General features: G+C 63.4%; 20 protein-coding genes. 16 read left to right on the forward strand and 4 right to left on the reverse strand.

Annotated elements, in window-relative coordinates; genetic code table 11:
• Positions 1 to 11 precede the first annotated feature (11 nt).
• Entirely contained in the window at positions 12 to 1244 is a 1233-nt protein-coding gene (locus tag D9V28_RS04525) for a DUF349 domain-containing protein (protein ID WP_121658462.1), read from the reverse strand.
• 102 nt (positions 1245 to 1346) lie between these two features.
• Positions 1347 to 2138 carry a peptidylprolyl isomerase gene (locus D9V28_RS04530; protein ID WP_121658463.1) on the reverse strand — a complete coding sequence of 264 codons (792 nt, stop codon included), beginning with the start codon at positions 2136 to 2138 and terminating at the stop codon, positions 1347 to 1349.
• Between the two features lie 214 nt (positions 2139 to 2352).
• On the opposite strand from D9V28_RS04530, the gene D9V28_RS04535 reads away from it, so the two are divergent.
• The 13 genes from D9V28_RS04535 (at position 2353) to nusB (ending at position 14724) form a co-directional block, all read left to right on the forward strand.
• A complete protein-coding gene (locus D9V28_RS04535) occupies positions 2353 to 3822 on the forward strand; it encodes a replication-associated recombination protein A (RefSeq protein ID WP_121658464.1) in 1470 nt (489 codons plus the stop codon).
• A 170-nt stretch (positions 3823 to 3992) separates the two neighbouring features.
• Positions 3993 to 4622 (forward strand): 30S ribosomal protein S4, encoded by a 630-nt coding sequence (rpsD, locus tag D9V28_RS04540; RefSeq protein ID WP_121658465.1) that lies wholly within the window; start codon positions 3993 to 3995, stop codon positions 4620 to 4622.
• 145 nt (positions 4623 to 4767) lie between these two features.
• Entirely contained in the window at positions 4768 to 5013 is a 246-nt protein-coding gene (locus D9V28_RS04545; RefSeq protein WP_121658466.1) for a hypothetical protein, read from the forward strand.
• Positions 5014 to 5055: 42 nt separating this feature from the next.
• Positions 5056 to 7713, forward strand: coding sequence for an alanine--tRNA ligase (gene alaS / locus D9V28_RS04550; protein ID WP_121658467.1), 2658 nt, complete (start codon positions 5056 to 5058; stop codon positions 7711 to 7713).
• A gap of 15 nt (positions 7714 to 7728) precedes the next feature.
• Entirely contained in the window at positions 7729 to 8199 is a 471-nt protein-coding gene (gene ruvX, locus D9V28_RS04555; protein WP_121658468.1) for a Holliday junction resolvase RuvX, read from the forward strand.
• 3 nt (positions 8200 to 8202) lie between these two features.
• Positions 8203 to 9486: an endolytic transglycosylase MltG gene (mltG, locus tag D9V28_RS04560; protein ID WP_121658469.1), complete on the forward strand. Its 1284-nt coding sequence runs from the start codon at positions 8203 to 8205 to the stop codon at positions 9484 to 9486.
• A complete protein-coding gene (locus D9V28_RS04565) occupies positions 9486 to 10352 on the forward strand; it encodes a shikimate dehydrogenase family protein (RefSeq protein WP_121658470.1) in 867 nt (288 codons plus the stop codon). The genes mltG and D9V28_RS04565 overlap by 1 nt, the downstream gene beginning before the upstream one ends.
• 47 nt (positions 10353 to 10399) lie before the next feature.
• Positions 10400 to 11614: a chorismate synthase gene (gene aroC / locus D9V28_RS04570; RefSeq protein WP_121658471.1), complete on the forward strand. Its 1215-nt coding sequence runs from the start codon at positions 10400 to 10402 to the stop codon at positions 11612 to 11614.
• A complete protein-coding gene (locus D9V28_RS04575; RefSeq protein WP_308472400.1) occupies positions 11611 to 12123 on the forward strand; it encodes a shikimate kinase in 513 nt (170 codons plus the stop codon). The genes aroC and D9V28_RS04575 overlap by 4 nt, the downstream gene beginning before the upstream one ends.
• Entirely contained in the window at positions 12120 to 13214 is a 1095-nt protein-coding gene (gene aroB / locus D9V28_RS04580) for a 3-dehydroquinate synthase (RefSeq protein ID WP_121658472.1), read from the forward strand. The genes D9V28_RS04575 and aroB overlap by 4 nt, the downstream gene beginning before the upstream one ends.
• Before the next feature lie 2 nt (positions 13215 to 13216).
• Positions 13217 to 13669 carry a type II 3-dehydroquinate dehydratase gene (gene aroQ, locus D9V28_RS04585; protein WP_121658473.1) on the forward strand — a complete coding sequence of 151 codons (453 nt, stop codon included), beginning with the start codon at positions 13217 to 13219 and terminating at the stop codon, positions 13667 to 13669.
• Between the two features lie 78 nt (positions 13670 to 13747).
• Positions 13748 to 14311: an elongation factor P gene (gene efp, locus D9V28_RS04590; RefSeq protein WP_121658474.1), complete on the forward strand. Its 564-nt coding sequence runs from the start codon at positions 13748 to 13750 to the stop codon at positions 14309 to 14311.
• Positions 14311 to 14724, forward strand: a complete 414-nt coding sequence (gene nusB / locus D9V28_RS04595; protein ID WP_121658475.1) for a transcription antitermination factor NusB — start codon at positions 14311 to 14313, stop codon at positions 14722 to 14724. The genes efp and nusB overlap by 1 nt, the downstream gene beginning before the upstream one ends.
• A gap of 77 nt (positions 14725 to 14801) precedes the next feature.
• Here nusB and D9V28_RS04600 read toward each other — a convergent pair whose 3' ends face one another.
• A complete protein-coding gene (locus tag D9V28_RS04600) occupies positions 14802 to 16073 on the reverse strand; it encodes a glycosyltransferase (RefSeq protein WP_121658476.1) in 1272 nt (423 codons plus the stop codon).
• Between the two features lie 95 nt (positions 16074 to 16168).
• Positions 16169 to 17296, reverse strand: a complete 1128-nt coding sequence (locus D9V28_RS04605) for an NAD(P)-binding domain-containing protein (RefSeq protein WP_121658477.1) — start codon at positions 17294 to 17296, stop codon at positions 16169 to 16171.
• Positions 17297 to 17490: 194 nt separating this feature from the next.
• Between D9V28_RS04605 and D9V28_RS04610 the strand changes: the two genes are divergently transcribed.
• The 3 genes from D9V28_RS04610 (at position 17491) to D9V28_RS04620 (ending at position 20642) form a co-directional block, all read left to right on the forward strand.
• The gene (locus tag D9V28_RS04610) at positions 17491 to 18984 is read left to right on the forward strand and encodes an HNH endonuclease signature motif containing protein (protein ID WP_121658478.1); all 1494 of its coding nucleotides are present in this window, start codon (positions 17491 to 17493) and stop codon (positions 18982 to 18984) included.
• A gap of 168 nt (positions 18985 to 19152) precedes the next feature.
• A complete protein-coding gene (pyrR, locus tag D9V28_RS04615; protein WP_121658479.1) occupies positions 19153 to 19692 on the forward strand; it encodes a bifunctional pyr operon transcriptional regulator/uracil phosphoribosyltransferase PyrR in 540 nt (179 codons plus the stop codon).
• Positions 19692 to 20642, forward strand: coding sequence for an aspartate carbamoyltransferase catalytic subunit (locus D9V28_RS04620; protein WP_121658480.1), 951 nt, complete (start codon positions 19692 to 19694; stop codon positions 20640 to 20642). The genes pyrR and D9V28_RS04620 overlap by 1 nt, the downstream gene beginning before the upstream one ends.
• The last annotated feature ends 2 nt before the right edge of the window (positions 20643 to 20644 follow it).

Below are 20644 nucleotides of genomic sequence, written 5' to 3' on the forward strand. Positions count from 1 at the left end.
GTGGAGGCAGATCAGGACAGTGCGTTGAGCCAGAGCTTCCGCGCCTCGAGGGCTTCAGTTGCTGCGTCGATCTTCGCTTTGTCGCCCGTCGCTTTCGCGTCCTCGAGCTCTGCCTCGAGCTTGGCGATTGCCGCGTTCAGCTGGCCGGCGAGACCCTCTGCGCGGGCCTTCGTCTCCGGGTTATTCTTCGTCCAGTTCTCCTCGTCGAGCTTCTTCAGGTGGTTCTCCACTTTGCGCAGTCGATCCTCGACGACGCGGACCTGGTCTCGAGGGACCTTGCCGATGTCGTCCCAGCGACGCTGGATCGACGCGAGAGCCGACCGCAGGGTGTCGCGGTTGTTCTCTTTGAGCAATGGTTCTGCCTCTTCGAGCAGAGCGAGCTTCGCTTTCAGGTTCTCGGCGTATTCGGCGTTATCGATGGCATCGATCTCCGACTTCGCGGCGTAGATCGCGTCGCCGGCTGCCTTGAAACGGGCCCAGAGGGCGTCGTCGTGGCGCTTGCCTGCACGACCGGACTTTTTCCACTCATCCAGAAGAGCGCGGTAACCGTGAATTCCGTCTGCACCCTTGGGGATCAGTGCTTCGGCCTGATCGATCAGCTGCTGCTTCCGACTCTTGGCGTCACGGTGCACGGAGTCAAGCTCGGCAAAGAAGGCACGGCGATTCTGCTCGATGGTGGACTTCGCCGTACGGAACCGTTTCCACAGCTCGTTCGCTTCACCCTTGGGGAGCTTCGGGCCCTCCTGCTGGTGCGTCTGCCACTGGGTGAACAAGGCGGTGATCTGTTCCGTCGTCGTTTTCCACTGGGCCTTGGCCGGGTCCTGTGCGGCAAGCTTCTCGGCCTCGACAACGATCGCGGTGCGGGCGGTGATCGCTTCGGCGACGGCAGCTTTCGCTTCTTCGCTCTGCTGCTCGGTCAGCTCGCCCACTGTGGAATCAAGCGCGGCAACCCGGGTCTTCAGGCTGTCGAGGTCACCGACGGCATTGGCGTTCTCCAGGGCCGTCGCGAGGTGTGCAACCGCTTTGGCCACGTCAGCCGCGGGGGCACCACGTTTGACGCGCTGCTCGAGGAGTGTGACCTGGCCGGCCAGTTCCGTGAACTTCCGTGTGAAGTAGGCGAGGGCTTCCTCGGCTGTGCCGTCGGGATACTGCCCAACCTCACGCCAGTTGTCGTCGCTCTCGCGCACGAAAACGGCGCCGGACTCGTCTACACGACCCCATGGTTGCTGCTCAGAAATAGACACGTGCCTCACCTTGCTTGAATGTCGCACAGGTGTGCGACCGGAAACTCTGGTCCAGCCTATTACGTTGACCCCTCCCGGCGGGAAAGCTCAACGCCCCCTCGGCTATTGAAGGGTCACACTCGTGATGGCGACGGGGATTGCCGGAGCACCATCGGTCAGGCCGTCCTTAATCCCCGCGTCGACGACCTGCGCCTTGAGTTCGTCCAGTCCGCTGGTCACTTGTCCAAGTACGGTGTATCCACCGGCTTTGTCAGACGGGATGGTTGTTTCCTCGTAGACGATGAAGAACTGGCTACCCATGCTGTAGGCATTGTCCTGTTGGCGCGCCATGGCGAGTGTCCCTGCGGGGTAGACGTTGTCCTCGGGTGCGTTCTCCACCGGCCCGTAGCTGTAGCCGGGGCCGCCCCCACCCGTGCCGTCGGGGTCCCCGCACTGGAGAACGAAGAATCCACCGTTCGTCAGGCGGTGGCAACTGACACCGTCGTAAAAACCACTCTGTGAGAGAGACACGAGCGAGGACACAGCCTGAGGGGCAGCAGCGCCGTCAACCTCCACGCCGAGAGGCACGTCGTTGATCGTCATCGTCCCGGTCCACACCCTGCCCTCGGCGAGGTCTGCGTCAGGGACGTCACCCTCGTTAGCGCCGGCGGCAGGGGCGGACTCCGTGGGAGTCGGTGTGGCGGTCGCGACCGGAGTACCCGGGCCAGCCGAGAAGTAAGCGATTTGTCCTGCGGTCACTGCGGCCGCAACGACGACTAGGGCGATCCCGGCGATCCAGTTGTCGCGCACCCGGCGCTTCGCCTTGTACTCGTGCATCGCACGGCGGGCTTTATACCCTTTGAGTCGTTCGCGGTTCTCGCGTGCCTGGCGCTCTTCGGACTTACTCGGTGCCACGTGGAATCCTCCGTCGGATGGGCGCTTGTGCGCCGGTTCTCGAGACCGCACCCGGTGCGGTCTCCCGTTGAACTTTACGGTGCTCGTTCTCTCGCGAGCAAAATGACGACCGCAACGGCGACGCTGCCGCGAAAGGTCGCGGATTTCGGTGTCACATCTGCAGCCTCCATTTCGTGTGGAGAGCGTTGTCGGTGACGGCGGCTAGCCTTGAACCATGGCGAACACGACGGCAGGACTGCACTCAGGCAACGTCCCGCTCGCTGTTCGCATGCGCCCCAAGAGCCTTGACGAGGTTGCCGGCCAGCGCCACCTGCTCAAACCGGGGTCACCTCTTGTCAGCCTCGCCCACAGTAAGTCGGGAGACCAAGGCAGCGTTTCCGTCATTCTCTGGGGCCCGCCTGGCACGGGCAAGACAACTATCGCGCAGTCCATCGCGCACAGCTCAGGCCGCCGCTTCGTCGAACTCTCGGCGGTCTCAGCCGGAGTACGCGACGTTCGACAGGTGATGGACGAGGCCATGACGAGTCGTGACCTCTATGGACTCTCAACAGTGCTGTTCCTTGACGAGATTCACCGGTTCAGCAAGGCACAGCAGGACGCACTCCTTCCCGGCGTCGAAAACGGCTGGGTTATCCTGGTCGCCGCGACCACAGAGAACCCGTCGTTCTCCGTGATTTCCCCGCTTCTGTCACGCTCGCTCCTCCTCACGCTCGAACAGTTGAGCGACGATGACCTCCGCGTTGTTGTGGACCGAGCCATCGAAGACAAGCGCGGCCTCGGCGGCCGATTCGACGTAACGGATGACGCGCGAGACACGATTATCCGACTTGCGTCCGGTGATGCTCGGCGTGCGCTGACCGCGCTCGAGGCAGCATCCGTCAGTGCAGATTCGCTCTCCAACCCGCCAGCCGAAGGTGTTGCCGAGAGAGCGGAGTCCCCTTACAACGACGACCACGATAACGACGACGGTGACCGCGATGACCGCGATGACGACGACGCCGTGGGCGACGAGCCGACGGTCGACGAAGTTTCCGCGCCTCGTCCCGTCATCACAGCCGACATCGTCGCCAGTGCGGTCGACCGCGCTCTTCTCCGGTACGACAGGAACGGTGACGAGCACTACGACGTCATCAGCGCGTTCATCAAATCCATTCGCGGCTCAGATGTCGACGCGGCGCTGCACTACCTGGCCCGGATGATCGAGGCGGGGGAGGACCCGCGGTTCATCTCGCGCAGAATCATTGTGAGTGCGTCGGAAGACATCGGGATGGCCGACCCTAATGCGCTGTCCGTTGCGGTGGCGGCCGCAGACGCCGTCCAGTTCATCGGGATGCCTGAAGGTCGGATCCCGCTGGCCCAGGCTGTCGTCTATCTTGCGACCGCCGCGAAGTCGAACGCGTCATACAACGCAATCAACCGAGCTATCGCTGACGTGCGAGCTGGCAACTTCGGCAGGGTGCCCAAGCCCCTGCGGGATGCCCACTATGCGGGAGCCAAGCGACTCGGTCACGGCAAGGGTTATAAGTACCCGCACGACGCAGATGTTGGAGTCGTGGAACAGCAGTACCTCCCCGACGAACTTCTCGGAGTCCGTTATTACCAGCCCACCCAGCACGGCAACGAACGAGATGTGTCTTCCCGGCTGGCAAAACTCCTCCGTATCGTTCGCGGTGGGCGGAGCTGAGCCGTGTTAGGCTTATTTCTGGCCTAGGCCCGGTTTGACTGTATGGCTGCACAGAATCGGGTTGACGGACATGTTCTTTAGCCGAACTGTTCCGGCTCACCCCTCTTACTTTCCGGTTCGCTTTTTGCGTGCCGGCACAACATCGTCAGAGATTCCATCGAAAGGAAACCGTGTCTACCAAGTCACGTACCCGTAGCAAGACCCGCCTGTCGCGGTCACTGGGCATTGCCCTCACCCCGAAGGCAGCAAAGTACCTCGAGAAGCGTCCGTACGCTCCGGGTGAGCACGGCCGCACCAAGCGCAAGACCGACTCCGACTACGCTGTGCGCCTTCGCGAGAAGCAGCGTCTGCGCGCCCAGTACGGCATCCGCGAGAAGCAGCTGAAGATCGCCTTCGAAGAGGCACGTCGCGTCAAGGGCCTGACGGGTGAAAACCTCGTCGAGATCCTCGAGACCCGTCTTGACGCTCTTCTCGTGCGTTCGGCTATCGCCCGCACCACAGCTCAGGCTCGTCAGATGGTTGTGCACCGCCACATCCTCGTTGACGGCCAGATCGTTGACCGTCCGTCCTTCCGCGTGAAGCCGGGCCAGCTCATCCACGTCAAGGCCAAGAGCGAAGGCACCGAGCCTTTCCAGGTTGCAGCAGCCGGCGGTCACGTCGATGTTCTTCCGAAGCTCCCGGCGTACCTTGAGGTCGAGCTTGACAAGCTGCAGGCTCGCCTCGTGCGCGCCCCGAAGCGCGCAGAGGTCCCCGTGACCTGTGAAGTCCAGCTCGTTGTTGAGTACTACGCAGCACGCTAAACACAGCACTATGAACGGGGTCGCGGCTTATGCCGCGACCCCGTTTTTCTTACCCTGCACACCCTCACGGCGGCGGGTAAGGCATAACCGGTAGGATGAAATTCTGGTTGGAAAGCATCCGTCCCCTACCTCAGGAGGAGCACCTGTGAAGAACATTTTCTGGCTCGTCACCGGCATCGCGGCCGGTTTCGTCGTTGCACACGAGATCAACAAGACCCAAAAGGGTAAGGAGTTCTTCTCCGATCTCGACGGAAAGCTCCGCGAATTCAGCGAGACGGTCGCTGACGCGTACAAAGAACGCGAGGCAGAGCTGCGCGAAAAGATCGACGAGCTCGCGAAAGACGCTGAGGACGCCATCGGCGGCCTCAACGCAGGCCCAGCTCAGAACTAGAACACCCCCCTGCCCCGCGCAGATCCCTCCCCGAACGGACCCATGAAGACCGCTGATATCCGCCAGCGCTGGCTAGAATTTTTCGCCGAGCGTGGCCACACCGTAGTTCCATCCGCATCACTCGTCTCAGACGACCCATCACTGCTTTTCACGGTGGCGGGCATGGTGCCGTTCGTTCCGTACCTCACGGGGCTTGTCCCCGCGCCGTACCCCCGCGCGACGAGCGTCCAAAAGTGCATCCGCACCAATGACATCGAGGAAGTCGGTAAGACGCCGCGGCACGGCACGTTCTTCCAGATGAACGGAAACTTCTCGTTCGGTGACTACTTCAAGGAAGGCGCCATCAGTTACGCCTGGGAACTGCTCACCTCACCGGAGAGCGCAGGCGGGTACGGATTCGACGAGAAGGACCTCTGGGTCACCGTCTACAAGGACGACGATGAGGCCATCCGCCTGTGGAAGTCGGTCGCCGGTCTACCCGACGAGCGCATTCAGCGCCTCGGCATGGACACCAACTACTGGTCCACGGGCCAGCCTGGCCCCGCTGGCCCCTGCTCAGAGATCTTCTTCGACCGTGGACCTGCCTACGGCCGCGACGGCGGGCCGGCGACTGACGACGACAGGTATGTCGAGATCTGGAACCTCGTCTTCATGCAGTACCTCCGCGGCGAGGGCAGCGGGAAGAACGACTTCGAGATTCTCGGCGACCTTCCGCGCAAGAACATCGACACCGGTATGGGTCTCGAACGCGTCGCCTTCCTCAAGCAGGGCGTTCAGAACATGTACGAGATCGACCAGGTCCGCCCGGTGCTCGACATGGCGTCTGAACTCTCCGGCCGTCGGTACGGCGCAGACCACACCGACGACGTTCGGATGCGCGTGATCGCCGACCACGTTCGGTCGTCACTCATGCTGCTCAGCGACGGCGTCACGCCGTCGAACGAGGGCCGCGGTTACATTCTTCGACGCCTCATGCGACGTACTGTGCGCTCGATGCGTCTCCTCGGCGTCGACACCGCAACGTTCCCCGAGCTGTTTGCTGCCTCCCGCGACGCCATGAAGGCCGCTTACCCCGAGGTCGAGCACGACTACAGTCGCATTTCACAGTCGGCATTCGGAGAAGAAGAAACCTTCCTCCGCACGCTCGCAGGCGGAACGACAATCCTCGACCTTGCTGTGGAGAAGTCAAAGGCCCACAGCAGCGCGAAGCTGCCGGGCGACACCGCGTTCCTGCTTCACGACACCTACGGATTCCCGATCGACCTCACGCTTGAGATCGCTGAAGAAGCGGGCTTGAGCGTCGATCGCCCAGCCTTCGACGCGCTGATGGCGAACCAACGCGCGCTGGCGAAGGCAGATGCCAAGGCCAAGAAGACGGCGATGGCCGACCTCAGCGTGTACAGCGCGTTCCGGGCCTTCGGTGAGACAACATTCACCGGCTACACCGACCTCACCACTGAGTCCAAGATCCTCGGCCTCATCGTGGACGGCCACTCGGTAACAAAGGCCGCAGCTGGGGACATCGCTGAGGTTATCCTCGCCGAAACCTCGTTGTATGCGGAGTCCGGCGGCCAGGAAGCCGACCAGGGCCTCATCGTCGGGCCCGGATATGAGCTGGAAGTTCTCGACGTCCAGAAGCCCATCAAGGGACTCATCAGCCACAAGGTTCAGGTCGCCAAGGGTGAGGTCGGTGTCGGTGACAGCGCAACGAGCGTCGTCGACCGCGAATACCGCAGGGGAGCGAAACAGGCCCACTCGGGAACACACATCATCCACGCAGCGCTTCGACAGGTCCTCGGCCCAAACGCGCACCAGTCAGGTTCGTACAACAAGGCTGGCTACCTGCGTCTCGACTTCTCTTGGAACTCCGGCCTGTCGGCTGAGACGCGAAGCGAGATCGAAGACATTTCGAACAACGCCATCCGTGACAACCTCGAGGTTGTCACGCGCGAGTTGCCGCTCGACGAGGCCAAGTCCCTCGGAGCAATGGCACTGTTCGGGGAGAAATACGGCAACGTTGTGCGCGTCGTCGACATTGGCGGCCCCTGGTCCCGCGAGCTCTGCGCCGGCACCCATGTGTCGTCAAGCGCCGAGATCGGCATGATCAACCTCGTCAGCGAATCGAGCGTCGGTTCGACCAACCGTCGCGTCGAGTCTCTTGTCGGGCTCGAGGCGTTCCGTGACCTCGCTGCAGAGCGCGCGATCGTTTCGCAGCTGACCTCGTCTCTCAAAACGCCGCGGGAACAATTGCCGGAGCGTATCGCCGACCTCGTGGCGAACCTCAAGCAGGCGGAGAAGAAGATCCAGGCCTTCGAGGCGCGCGCTCTGACCGAACGGGTTCCTGCACTTGTTTCGACCCAGCACTCCGCGGGATCGTTCACTGTGGTGACCGAGAACCTCGGAGTCCTCAACTCCGCCGATGACCTCAGACTGTTGGTCTCGACCGTGCGTGAGCGCCTTGGCTCTGTCCCGAGCATCACGGCACTTGCCGCGACGGTCAACGAGAAACCGATCGTGATTGTTGCCACCAACGCCGAAGCGCGCGCTGCTGGAGCGAAGGCCGGTCTTCTGGCCCGCACCGCTGCTGGTGTGCTCGGCGGAGGCGGAGGCGGTAAGGACGACATGGCGCAGGGCGGGGGAACCGACGCGTCGGTGATCCCGGATGCACTCGCCGCGATAGTCGAAGCGGCAACGAGGTAACGGGTGACGGGCGCTATGCGCACGGGAGTCCGCCTGGGCATCGACGTGGGAAAGGCCCGCGTCGGTGTCGCCCGCTCCGATCTCCACGGGATGCTGGCGACACCGATCGAGACGGTCCAGCGGGCCACCGACGGGGACGCAGATATTCGGCGGATACTCGAGATCGCCGGTGACCTGGACCCAATCGAGTTTGTCGTTGGCCTTCCACTCGCCCTGTCCGGTTCGCACACGGCGTCGACCAGCGATGCCGTGACGTTCGCTGAGAAGCTGGCGACAGCATCCGCTATTCCTGTCCGCCTCGTTGACGAACGCCTCTCGACGGTGTCTGCCCATTCCGCGCTGCGGTCCTCGGGCAAAAAGGCCAGCCGATCCCGTAATATTGTCGATCAAGTCGCTGCAGTGATCATCCTGCAGCATGCCCTCGACGCGGAGCGCGGCAGTTCACACCCTCCAGGTTCTCTCGTCGCACTGAGTGAAGGATCTTAGGCCGTGACCCCCGAGCCACCCCAAGGCGACGATTCTTTCGACGCAATCCTGTCGTCGAAACGCGAAGAGCCCAACGCGCCAGCAACGCCGCCATCGTCCGCGTCGGCTCCCACATCTCGCCGCGAGGCGCGAGAACAAGCCGAGCGCGCCGCTGCGGCGTCGACACGGTCGTCTCGCCGTGCTGCTTCGTCGCGAGAGTCGGCATACCCGCGCCGGGAGAAGGGGAGGCATCGGGGCCTGATCGCGTCGATCGTTACTTTGGTTCTGCTGGCTGGCATCGCTGGCGGCGGCCTCTATGTGTGGAACACATTTGAGCCGCAGATCCGGAGCGTGATGGGCTGGGAAGAGCCCATCGACTACGAGGGTCCCGGCAGTGGCGAAGTCCTCGTCTCCATTGCGTCTGGTGACACCGGGCAGGATATTGCGCGAACCCTCAAGACCCGCGGCGTCACGAAGACGGTCGATGCTTTCCTTGAGGCCCTTCTGGATGAAACCCCCGAACCCGTCTTCCATCCCGGCGTCTATTCGCTGAAGAAGGAAATGACAGCCAAGGGGGCGCTCACCGCGCTGCTCGACCCCGAGAGCAAGGTGGAGCGAACAGTTCTGGTTCGTGAGGGTATGAAGGGCGCTGACATTTTCGCCGAACTGTCAGCGGGGACCGACATCCCGGTTGCCGAGTTCGAAGCCGCCGTCGTCGACCCGACGATCTACGGGATCACCCCGACAGCTCCCTCGATCGAGGGCTGGCTGTTCCCCGCGCTCTACACGTTCGATCCCGATTTGTCGGCCCAGGAGATCATCCAGGTGCTCGTCGATCGAACGGTGACAGCGCTCGACGCGGCGGCTGTGCCTGTCGAAGACCGTGAACGCATCCTCACCATCGCGTCTGTGATCGAACGCGAGGCGCGCATTCCGGACGACTTCTATAAGGTCAGCCGGGTCATCCAGAACCGCCTGGCCGTGAACATGAAACTCGAGATGGACTCGACAGCGCAATACGGGGACACCACCAAAACCGATTCAGTCTGGTCGACGCAGGCAGCCCTCGAGTCGGACAACCCCTGGAACACCTACCAGCGCACCGGTTTGCCGGTTGGGCCGATCGCGAGCCCTGGCGACACGGCGATCGCCGCGGCCATGGTGCCGGCGGAAGGCTCCTGGCTGTTCTTCGTCACCGTCAACCTGGACACAGGAGAAACCGTCTTCACCAACACAGTCGAGGAGCATGAAGCGGCCGTCCAGCTGCTCAAAACATGGTGCGCAGAGAACCCGGACAAGGGCTGCTGATGACCGATCGGCTTGCCGTCCTCGGCTCTCCGATCGGGCATTCCAAGTCGCCGGTGCTGCATCGCACCGCCTACGAGATGCTCGATTTGGACTGGGAGTACTCGTCACGCGAAGTCATCGCTCCCGAACTCGCCGCGATCGTGACTGGTCTTGATGCGAGCTGGCGCGGTCTGTCGCTGACGATGCCGCTCAAAGGTGCCGCGTTCGATCTGGCGGGAACACGCGACACCATGGCTCTGCTCACCGGAGCTGTCAACACCCTCCGCGTTGTGGGCTCCGGTCCCACCCGAGCGCTGTTCGGGTTCAACACTGATGTCGTCGGAATCACCCGGGCGCTTGCCGCCGTTGGAGTCAACCAGGCAACGCACGTGCACATCCTCGGGAATGGCTCGACCGCGGCAAGTGCTGTGGTCGCGGCTGCTGAGCTCGGCGCTCTTTCGGTTTCGGTTTTCGCCCGCTCTCCTCAGAAATCAGCGGCTCTCATAGACCTCGGTCGGCGCGCCGGGCTGACCGTCACTCTCGACACCTTCTCAGTCGCGCCGGACCGCCCGGAGCCGGAACTCGTGATCAGCACACTGCCAGGCGGTGCCATCGCTCCCATCGCATATCCCACAGGAGTGCGGTCACGCTCAGCACTTCTCGACGTCGCATACGACCCATGGCCGAGCCGACTCGCTCTTGACTGGACGGATGCCGGTGGCACAGTTGCCAACGGACTGTCAATGCTGGTGCACCAGGCGCTGGTACAGGTGCGAATCTTTGTCTCCAACGATCCCTTTTCGGCACTGCCCAACGAAGAGATGGTGTTGTCCGCGATGCTGGCGTCGGTCGGTCTCGACCAGAACGGCGTCCCGCACACTCGCTGACCGACACACAGTCCGAGCGGGGTCGAGCGCTGTGGAAGGATAGAGCCATGCTTCGTTGGCTCACAGCCGGAGAGTCTCACGGCCCGGAACTCATTGCAATCGTCGAGGGTCTACCCGCCGGCGTTCCCGTCTCGCTCGGTGCCATTCGCGCCGACCTGGCCCGCCGCAAGCTCGGCTACGGCCGCGGTTCGCGGATGAAGTTCGAGCAGGATGAACTCCACATTTCGGGTGGTGTGCGCCACGGCTTCAGCCTCGGCAGCCCCGTTGCCCTGCGCATCGGAAACACCGAGTGGCCGAAGTGGGTCGAGGTGATGAATCCGGAGCCGGTCGAGGAAACCGAGAAGTCCCGCGGACGGAGCGCCCCGTTGACACGCCCGCGCCCAGGTCACGCTGACCTCGTCGGCATGCAGAAGTACAACTTCGACGAGGCACGCCCGATCCTCGAGCGCGCCAGCGCCCGCGAAACAGCCGCACGGGTTGCGCTCGGTGCTGTCGCACGCGGCTTCCTTGCCGGACTGGGAATCACCCTCGTCAGCCACACACTGTCGATCGGGCCGGTCCGAGTCCCCGAGAACTCTGCCATTCCGGCGCCAACAGACGTCGACACGCTCGACGCAGATCCGCTGCGGTGTTTTGATGCGGCGACGAGCGCGCTGATGATCGCCGAGGTCGATGCAGCCAAGAAAGACGGTGACACGCTCGGCGGTGTTGTCGAGGTGCTCGCATACGGTCTTCCACCCGGACTCGGCTCGCACGTGCACTGGGACCGTCGTCTCGACGGCCAGCTCGCGCAGGCGCTCATGGGCATCCAGGCCATCAAGGGTGTCGAGGTCGGCGACGGCTTCCTCACGACGACGCGCCGCGGCTCCGATGCCCACGACGAGCTGTTCCAGATCGGCAACGAAATCGCCCGGTCGAGCGACAAAGCCGGCGGCACTGAGGGTGGCATGAGCACGGGTACCGTGCTCCGCGTTCGCGCAGGCATGAAGCCGATCGCCACCGTTCCGCACTCGCTGCGCACCGTGGACGTCGCAACGGGTGAGGCCGCTGGCGCACATCACCAACGGTCAGACGTTTGTGCGGTCCCGGCCGCCGGCGTGGTTGCCGAGGCCATGGTCGCGCTTGTCCTCGCGAACAGCGTTCTGGAGAAGTTCGGGGGAGATTCCCTCGAAGAGACACGGCGCAACATGGACTCCTACCTCGCGTCGATTCCGGTCGGGCTTCGCACGGCGAACACGTCCACCTCGGACCTGCCCGCGTGACCGACGCTCGAGCGCTTTTCCCGCTGGTGTTCATCGGACCGATGGGAGCGGGGAAAACCCGCATCGGTCGTCGGGTCGCGAAAGCGCTGGATGTCCGCTTTCTTGACACCGACAAGATGGTGGTTGCTGAGCACGGGCAGATCGCCGAAATCTTCGAAACGCGGGGCGAGGCAGCGTTCCGGGACCTTGAGAGAGATGCTGTCGCTGAGGCTTTGTCGGAGCGCGCTGTCGTTTCGCTCGGCGGAGGAGCGGTGCTGCATGAGGACACGCAGAGGGCGCTCGCCCACACCACAGTTGTGTTCCTCACCGTCACGGCTGAAGCGGTCGCCGCGCGGATCAACACGTCGAAGCGCCCGCTGCTGAAGAACGGCACGGGCGACTGGCAGCGGATCTACGACGAACGACGCACACTCTACGAATCTCTGGCAGTTGCAACGTTCGATACGTCGAACGAACCAATCGAAAGAATCGCGGCAAACATAGCCATCTGGGCGAAGGGACGAGCATGACAAACGACATCACGGACCGCGGCATCACCACTATTGAGGTGACGGGAACCGACGGCTACACCGTCGAAGTCGGTCGTGGCATCCTGGATCGCATCCCGGTCGCACTTGGCGACACCGTCCAGAAGGTTCTTCTCGTACACCCGCCGACGCTCAGCGAGAAGGCAGAGGCGCTGCGCGAGCAGCTCGCCGACCGCTACCAGGTGCTCCTGGCCGAGATTCCGGACGCCGAAACGGGCAAACGGGTCGAGGTCGCAGCGTTCTGCTGGCAGATCATGGGCCAGGCCGACTTCACACGGACCGATGCGGTCGTTGGTTTCGGCGGGGGAGCGACCACCGACCTCGCCGGCTTCGTGGCCGCCACTTTCCTCCGCGGTGTTCGCCTGGTTCAGGTGCCGACAACGGTCGCCGGCATGGTCGACGCCGCCATCGGTGGCAAGACAGGCATCAACACCAACGAGGGCAAGAATCTCGTCGGCGCCTTCTACGCGCCGGCCGGCGTGATCGTCGACTTCAACCTGCTCGACAGCCTGAGCAAGAATGAGATCCTCGCCGGCTTCGCCGAGATCGCGAAGTGCGGCTTCATCGCCGAACCCGAGATCCTCGACCTCATCGAAGCGGACGTCGACCGGGTAACGGACCCGTCGACCGAAGAGTTCCGGCGCGTCGTCGAGCTGTCGATCGCGCTCAAGGCTCGCGTTGTCAGTGCCGATTTCAAGGAGGGCGGCGTTCGCGAGATCCTCAACTACGGGCACACCCTCGGCCACGCCATCGAACACGCCGAACGGTACCAGTGGCGTCACGGTGCGGCCGTCTCGGTCGGCATGATGTTCGCGGCCGAACTGTCCCGGCTGGCCGGGCGCCTGCCAGACGCCGTCGCCGACAGGCACCGCACCATTCTCGACTCACTCTCGCTGCCCACCGAGTACCCGGTCGGCCGCTGGAACACCCTCCTCGCAACCATGCAGCGCGACAAGAAGGCGCGAGCAGGCATGCTGCGGTTCATTGTGCTCGACGACCTGGCCAAGCCCACGGTGCTTGCGGGCCCCGAGACGGCCCTGCTGTTCGCCGCATACCAGGAGATAGGTTCATAATCATGACCCGCATCCTGGTGCTTAACGGCCCCAACCTCGGCAGGCTTGGCTCCCGCGAACCCGACGTGTACGGCAACGCGAACCTCGACGACCTCCGTGCCATGCTCCAGTCCGCAGCGGGGAGCGAAGCGTCAATCGACCTGCGCCAAACCAACGATGAGGCCGAGCTGATCGGCTGGCTCTATGAAGCGACGGATGCCGCGGCGCCCGTCATCCTGAATCCTGCCGCTTTTACTCACTATAGTTACGCGCTTCGGGATGCCGCTGCTCTCGTCACGAAGGCCGGCATTCCGTTGGTCGAAGTACATATTTCCAACCCGCACGCCCGGGAGACGTTCCGGCACAACAGCGTCATCTCCGGTGTGGCCACCGGCGTTATCGCGGGCTTCGGTTTCGATTCGTACCTGCTGGCGCTCGATGCAGTTCTCCGGCTCACAGCCGCTCGCCCGGAATGAACAGGCTCCTGCGGTAAACTTGATCCATCGGTCCTCTCGGACCACATTGTCTTCCCACTGAAATGGAACCCCCTCTTCATGGCATCTACCGCCGACATCAAGAACGGAATTGTCCTCAACATCGACGGCCAGCTCTGGAACGTCATTGAGTTCCAGCACGTCAAGCCAGGCAAGGGTGGCGCTTTCGTGCGCACCAAGCTGAAGAACGTTGTGTCAGGCAAGACCGTCGACCGCACGTACAACGCAGGTGCGAAGATCGAGATCGAAAACGTCGACCGACGCGACTTCACCTACCTGTACAACGACGGTGAAGCGTTTGTTTTCATGGACACCGCAGACTACGACCAGCTGACCGTTCCGGCCACCGTCGTCGGTGACGCCGCGAACTTCATGCTCGAGAACCAGGCTGTCACTGTTGCCCTCAACAACGGCAACCCGCTTTATGTCGAGCTGCCGGCATCCGTCGTTCTTGAGATCACCTACACCGAACCTGGTCTCCAGGGCGACCGCTCGACCGGTGGCACCAAGCCAGCGACGGTTGAGACCGGCTACGAGATCCAGGTTCCGCTGTTCCTCGAGCAGGGCACCAAGGTCAAGGTTGACACCCGCACCGGTGACTACATGGGTCGCGTCAACGACTAGTGAGCGCTCGAAGCAAGGCCCGCAAGCGGGCCATCGACATTCTGTATGGAGCCGACCTCCGCGACCTGACGCTGAGCGACGCGCTCACCGTTGAAGCGAAGCGTGCCGCAAGCGAGCCCGACCGTGAAGCCAGCTGGCTGTACGCGCGTGACATCGTCGACGGCATTGCTGACAACGCCGAGGAGATCGACGAGCAGATCGAGACCTACGCCCAGGGCTGGTCACTGGCACGGATGCCCGCTGTCGACCGCGCGATCCTGCGCATCGGTGTCTGGGAAATTCTGTTCAACTCCGAGGTACCCGCGGCCGTCGCGATCGACGAGGCCGTTGAGTCAGCGAAGACGCTATCGACCGATGACTCGGCCGGTTTCGTCAATGGACTACTGGGGAAGATCGCCCAAGCCAACGGCTAGGACACGTTCTCGAAGAACGCCCGTCACCGCTTCGCGCGGTGGCGGGCGTTTTCTCGTCTGGGACGTGGGCAGACCATTCAGCGAATCAACACCTCGCACCTCGCCACGATCTCCCCAGCGCCTCCCGATGCGGCAAGCTCATCGGCAACCCGGCCCGCTGCAGCGTGGAACGACGGAGAGCTGGTGAGCTTTCGATAGGCGGCGGCTATTGCCTCGGGTGTCGGTGTACCTGTCCTGAGGTCGATTCCGACGCCGTTGTATGCGATCCTCGCCGCAATTTCCGGCTTATCGATGTCGCCACCCGCCACGATCAGCGGAATTCCGTGGCTCAATGCGGCGAGGACACCGCCCCATCCACCATTGGTGATCATTACGCTCGTTCGGGGGAGAAGCTCGTCATAGTTCAGGAACCCGGCCACCCTGGCGTTCGATGGGATCTTGAATCCGGCCATCGGCTGGGCGGCGGGTCCGGTAGCAGCGACCACCAGCACAGGAGCATCCGCGAGTCCAATCATCGCCGGGCGCAGGAGGTCGTTCGGATCGACGTTCAATGTCCCCTGGGTGACGTGCACGATCGGCGTTGTTGCGGACTCGACGTCAGGCCACCACGGAGGACGTCGCGGGAGCGTCGGAATGGTGGTGCGAACGGTCCCGACGTAGTGAGTGGTGTCGGGCAGGTCGGAACGTGGGAAATCCAGTGACGCCAAACCCGCGACGCAGGTCAAGGTGGGCGAAACCCAGGCGCTGTCGAACCGTGTGGTTGTCGAAACCAGTCCGGCGGATGCGCGCGTCTCGTTCCAGGCTCTGTGCAGTCCGCGGCCGAGGAGCGAGAATGCGCCCCGAAGGGCGGCGTCGCGAGCCCGTCCGAGATGACCGACTCCGGGCCGGATGCCCAAGCCAGCCGGGGGAAGGTCCGGGCTTGGAGTGGTCAGAGGGACCAGAGAGAAGGTGGCCCACGGTGCTGGCGTGCTTTCGGCCACGAGCGCGGTGCCACAGCTCAGGCTGTCGGCAACTAGGAGCTGCCAGGGTCGCTCCTCCCACGCTCGCATCAGGTCTCGATGTTGCGCCGCACCGGTACGGATGAACAGATGCTCGAGGTTCGCGAGCGTCTGCCGCGGACCTTTCCTCCCTCGCAGCTGCGGAAACGTGGCCGCAAGGTCGTGTTCGTCGAAGTCGGGGGCATCGTTCCACAGCACACCGTGGGCACCGGCTTGAGCGAAACGATCGGCGTACGCTGCCCCGGTATAGACCCGCACGGTATGGCCACGTGCCACGAACTCTGAAACAACGGCAAGCACCGGGGCGACGTGTCCGGCGAACGGCATGACCGCGACCATGATTTCCGCCATGTCGCCTCCCGTGTCGGTACGCCATCCTCGCCAGTATGCGCGCACCAGACCCCGCTTCGGGAGGGGGCTGATCAGCCCGTCTGGTCGACCGAGCCCTAATCGAGCCGCCGAACCAGGGCTGCGACCGCTGCCCGACCAGCCCTGTTTGCGCCGATCGTTGACGACGAGGGCCCGTACCCCACCAGGTGAACGCGTGGTTCCTTTCGGACCGCAGTGCCGTCCATCGCGATGCCGCCACCGGACTCCCTCAGGTGCAATGGCGCAAGGTGGTCGAGAGCGGCTCGGAAGCCGGTGGCCCACAGGATGACATCGGCGCTGGCGAACCCGCCGTTGGCAAGCCGTACACCTTCCGGCTCGATCGCTGTGAACATCGGCAGACGGTCGAGCGCGCCCCGAGCGGCTGCTGCCCGTAGCGCAGGTGTCCAAATCAGGCCGGTGACGGACACGACGCTCCGCGGGGGAAGGCCCTGCCTCACGCGCTCCTCGACGAGGGCAACGGCGTGGGAGCCGGCGTTGCTGTCGAACTCGGAATCCCGCCACACCGGTTCCCGCCGGGTGAACCACGACGTCGTCGTCACGGCTGAGATCTCATCGAGCAACTGCACAGCGGAGATTCCACCGCCGACCACGACCACATGCTGCCCAGCGAACTCGTTCGCCGACACGTAGTCGGCTACGTGCAGTTGCCGGCCCTGAAACGTCGACTGGCCGGGGTACAGGGGCCAGAACGGGCGGGTCCAAGTTCCCGTTGCGTTGATCACGGCACGTGCACACCACGTCCCGACGTCGGACTCCACCTGGAGGCGGCCGTGGGGATCGTCGTTCGTACGGAATACTCGGGCAACCCGAACGGGCCGAACAATGGCGAGGTCGAGCTCACGCTCGTATTCCCCGAAATAGTCGGTGAGGAATTCAGAGCTTGGGGTCGCCGGGTCGACCTCCGGCTTCGGAATACCGGGCAGGTCACTTATGCCGTTCACCGTCGCCATCACGAGGCTCTTCCAGCGGTGACGCCACGCACCGCCCGGACCGCTCTCGGCGTCTAGAACGACGTACGTGTAAGCATCCGTTCGAGATTTTTGTGCGCTCGCGGCAACGAAGCCTCGACGTTGCAAATGGTATGCGGCGGAGAGCCCGGCTTGTCCAGCTCCGATCACAACGACATCGACATCACCAGCGACATTGACATGGGCGTCACCGAGTGAGGGAGTCGTGAGGGGCACGTGTGGTGTAACTCTGCAGGCAGGCAAGTCCTTCCCACACGGGCGGATGGCGGGCGGCTTTGCACGCGAGAGCGATGTCGGTGGCTGGTGATTCACTTAACACATGAACACCTCGACAAGTGCTACCGGCACCGCCACATCGGGCGGTCGAAGGCGGAGCCGGCAGTGTCAGTGGTGGGTGGTGTACTGACCTTATGAACACCTCGGTTGCTGTTCTTCCCGTCACAGACGACGCGGAGATCGTGGCGCTGGGTGATGTTCTTCATCATCTGTCCGAGGTTCTCGAAACTCTCGATCTGGATCACCTCGATCGACTCACCTCCGACACCGTCCTGTCGGTGGTTGCCCAGGCTGCTGCGCTCGGGAGAGGTGTCGAGACGGTTCTCGTCGCTGCGAGCCAGGAGGTCGCTGTCCGCAGCGATGCCGTGCTCGGCGGAGAAGGACTCGCGGCGCGCATGAATTACCCGCGTGCATCGTTTCTCATCGAGCAAGTGGCCGGTGTCTCGTCGGCGACAGCCAGCCGACTCATTCGCGTCGGATCCCGAACGAACACACGGGTAACCGTTGGGCAAACGCTCCCTCCGCTGTTCCCACATGTCGCGGAGGCGTTCCGCGCCGGGATGATCAGTGTCGAGACCGCAGACGTCATCACTCGAGAGCTCACCCTGGCCGCCCCTCGGGCGGACGTGGCACACCTCGAGGTGGCCGAGCAGACGCTGGTTGGTCAAGCCGCTGGTACGACAGACCAGCATGGCCTCCCGCTGCCGACTGACCTTGTCGCGATGCAGGCCCGCGCATGGCGTGATCGGTTGGACGAAAAGGGGATTGAGCCACGAGCGGAGAAGGCGTTCAACAATCGCGACTTCTGGATGAGTCGAACTGCAAAGGACGGGCTCATCAGGTTCGGCGGGCACGTCACCATCGATGTCGGCGCGAAGCTGCACGCGTTGATGGACGCCATCCTCAGCTCGCGCACGCAACCCCGATTCGTGGACGAAAATGCTGACGACACCATCGACTTTCCAGTGGCAGAGATGCTCGGCGCGAATGAACCCGTCGACGACCCTGTCGGCTTAGCAGGAACGGGCCAGGGTGGGCTGGTTCGCACCGAATCCGGCCGCGCCGGAAAGGTCCGCGACACTCGCAGCGCAGGGCAGCAGCGTGCAGACGTATTCGCCGCGATGATCGACGCCCTCGCCCGTTCGGCTGAGGTTCCGACCGTTTCGGGAGCAGCACCGACCGTCGTAGTCAGGGTGAGCGCCGATGTTCTCGAGCGGCGGTCCGGCACAGCAGACGTCGTCGGCATAAGCGACCCGCTCCCGTACTCCGCCGTTCAGCAGATACTCTGCGACAGCGACGTCGTCCCTGCATACCTCGACCCGGGTGGCGGGGTCGTTGCACTCGGGACGACCAAGAGGGCGTTTCACCGCGGCCAGCGCATGGCAATGATTGCGAGGGACGGACCTACGTGCGCTATGCCGGGTTGTCAAATACCCGCGACCGGCTGCGAGGGACACCACGTGGTGCGACACAGCGAGGGCGGACCCACCTCGGTGGACAACGGTGTGCTGCTGTGTTGGTTCCACCACCATATGGTCGATGCCGATATCTTCACCATCACCATGGAGAATGGCACACCGGTCTTCACGATCCCGGATTGGCTGCTTCGGAAGCCGTACTTCCGTTGAAACTGGGTCCCGAGCCAAGCTCCACAACCGCCGACCGCGAGAAGCGCGTCCATGACCACGACTGCTTGACGGCGTAACCTCGCAAAAATGTCCACTCACCGGCTGATAGAGTCGACCTCATCATTGACAACCTTTAACACCGTCCGAGAGACGGAGAAGGGAGTCGGCATGAGTGCGCGCGTCGTACTTCAGCAGGCTGACATCGCCCGAGCGTTGACCCGGATTTCCCACGAGATCCTTGAGTCCAATCGAGGCGCAGACGACCTCGTTCTCCTGGGCATTCCAACCCGTGGCGTCATCCTCGCCGATCGCATCGCTGCCCTCATCTCGGGTATCGCTGGCACGGCGATCGAAGCCGGATCACTCGACGTCACCATGTATCGCGACGACCTCGCGAAACACCCGACACGAACCCCGGCGCCGACACACATTCCCGCGTCAGGCATCGACGGCAAGACCGTCGTACTGATCGATGATGTGCTCTACTCGGGCCGGACGATCCGCGCGGCCCTGGACGCCATCGGTGACATTGGTCGCCCACGAGCCGTGCGCCTCGCAACGCTCGTCGATCGGGGGCACCGAGAGTTGCCGATCCGCCCCGACTTTGTCGGCAAAAACCTGCCGAGCGCCCAAACCGAGCGGATCAACGTGCACCTGGTCGAGCTCGACGGAGCCGACCTCGTCTCTATTGATGAGGTGCGGGCCTGATGCGTCACCTGCTTTCCACGCGAGACCTCAGCCGCGACGCAGCGATCGAACTTCTCGATGTCGCCGAAGACATGGCTGACACCCAGCTGCGCGAGGTCAAAAAACTCCCAACGCTGCGCGGCAAAACCGTCGTCAATCTCTTCTTCGAAGACTCCACCCGCACCCGAATCTCATTCGAGGCCGCGGCGAAACGCTTGAGTGCGGATGTCATCAACTTCAGCGCAAAGGGATCAAGCGTCTCGAAGGGCGAAAGTCTCAAGGACACCGCCCAGACCCTCCAGGCGATGGGCGCGGACGCCGTCGTGATTCGTCACCCCGCTTCCGGGGCGCCGCAGACACTCGCAACGAGCGGCTGGATCGACGCCGGTATCCTCAACGCCGGCGACGGCACCCACGAGCACCCCACCCAGGCCTTGCTCGATGCGTACACAATCCGCAAGCGGGTGCACGGTTCAGCGTCACGAGGGAAGGACCTCGACGGACTTCGGGTGACTCTCGTCGGCGACGTGCTCCACTCGCGGGTCGCACGAAGCAACGTCTGGCTGCTCACGACACTCGGCGCGACCGTGTCCCTGGTTTCACCACCAACCCTCGTCCCCGTCAACACCACTGGCTGGCCCGTCGCCATCGGCTACGACCTTGACGAGGCGATCGAGGGGAAGCCGGATGTGATCATGATGCTTCGCATTCAGGCTGAACGGATGCGTGACGCGTTTTTCCCCAACAGCCGGGAGTATTCAAAGCGCTGGGGCCTCGACGATGGACGACTGGGCAAGCTTCAGGCGACTACGATTGTCATGCACCCCGGACCGATGAACCGGGGTCTGGAAATCTCCGCTGCGGCAGCCGATTCACCCCAATCCACGGTTCGTGAACAAGTGACCAACGGAGTTTCCGTGCGGATGGCCGCACTTTACCTGCTGCTGTCTGGCGATCGGGAGGACGCATAATC

Source organism: Mycetocola zhadangensis (assembly GCF_003668565.1).
In the GTDB taxonomy this organism is placed as follows: Bacteria; Actinomycetota; Actinomycetes; order Actinomycetales; family Microbacteriaceae; genus Mycetocola_A; species Mycetocola_A zhadangensis.

Coding starts and splice junctions, on each gene's coding strand:
- D9V28_RS04535 (WP_121658464.1), top strand. CDS start 2,353: ATGGCGAACACGACGGCAGGACTGCACTCAGGCAACGTCCCGCTCGCT.
- D9V28_RS04610 (WP_121658478.1), top strand. CDS start 17,491: ATGAACACCTCGGTTGCTGTTCTTCCCGTCACAGACGACGCGGAGATC.
- ruvX (WP_121658468.1), top strand. CDS start 7,729: ATGCGCACGGGAGTCCGCCTGGGCATCGACGTGGGAAAGGCCCGCGTC.
- alaS (WP_121658467.1), top strand. CDS start 5,056: ATGAAGACCGCTGATATCCGCCAGCGCTGGCTAGAATTTTTCGCCGAG.
- D9V28_RS04620 (WP_121658480.1), top strand. CDS start 19,692: ATGCGTCACCTGCTTTCCACGCGAGACCTCAGCCGCGACGCAGCGATC.
- efp (WP_121658474.1), top strand. CDS start 13,748: ATGGCATCTACCGCCGACATCAAGAACGGAATTGTCCTCAACATCGAC.
- aroQ (WP_121658473.1), top strand. CDS start 13,217: ATGACCCGCATCCTGGTGCTTAACGGCCCCAACCTCGGCAGGCTTGGC.
- D9V28_RS04600 (WP_121658476.1), bottom strand. CDS start 16,073: ATGGCGGAAATCATGGTCGCGGTCATGCCGTTCGCCGGACACGTCGCC.
- pyrR (WP_121658479.1), top strand. CDS start 19,153: ATGAGTGCGCGCGTCGTACTTCAGCAGGCTGACATCGCCCGAGCGTTG.
- D9V28_RS04565 (WP_121658470.1), top strand. CDS start 9,486: ATGACCGATCGGCTTGCCGTCCTCGGCTCTCCGATCGGGCATTCCAAG.
- aroB (WP_121658472.1), top strand. CDS start 12,120: ATGACAAACGACATCACGGACCGCGGCATCACCACTATTGAGGTGACG.
- aroC (WP_121658471.1), top strand. CDS start 10,400: ATGCTTCGTTGGCTCACAGCCGGAGAGTCTCACGGCCCGGAACTCATT.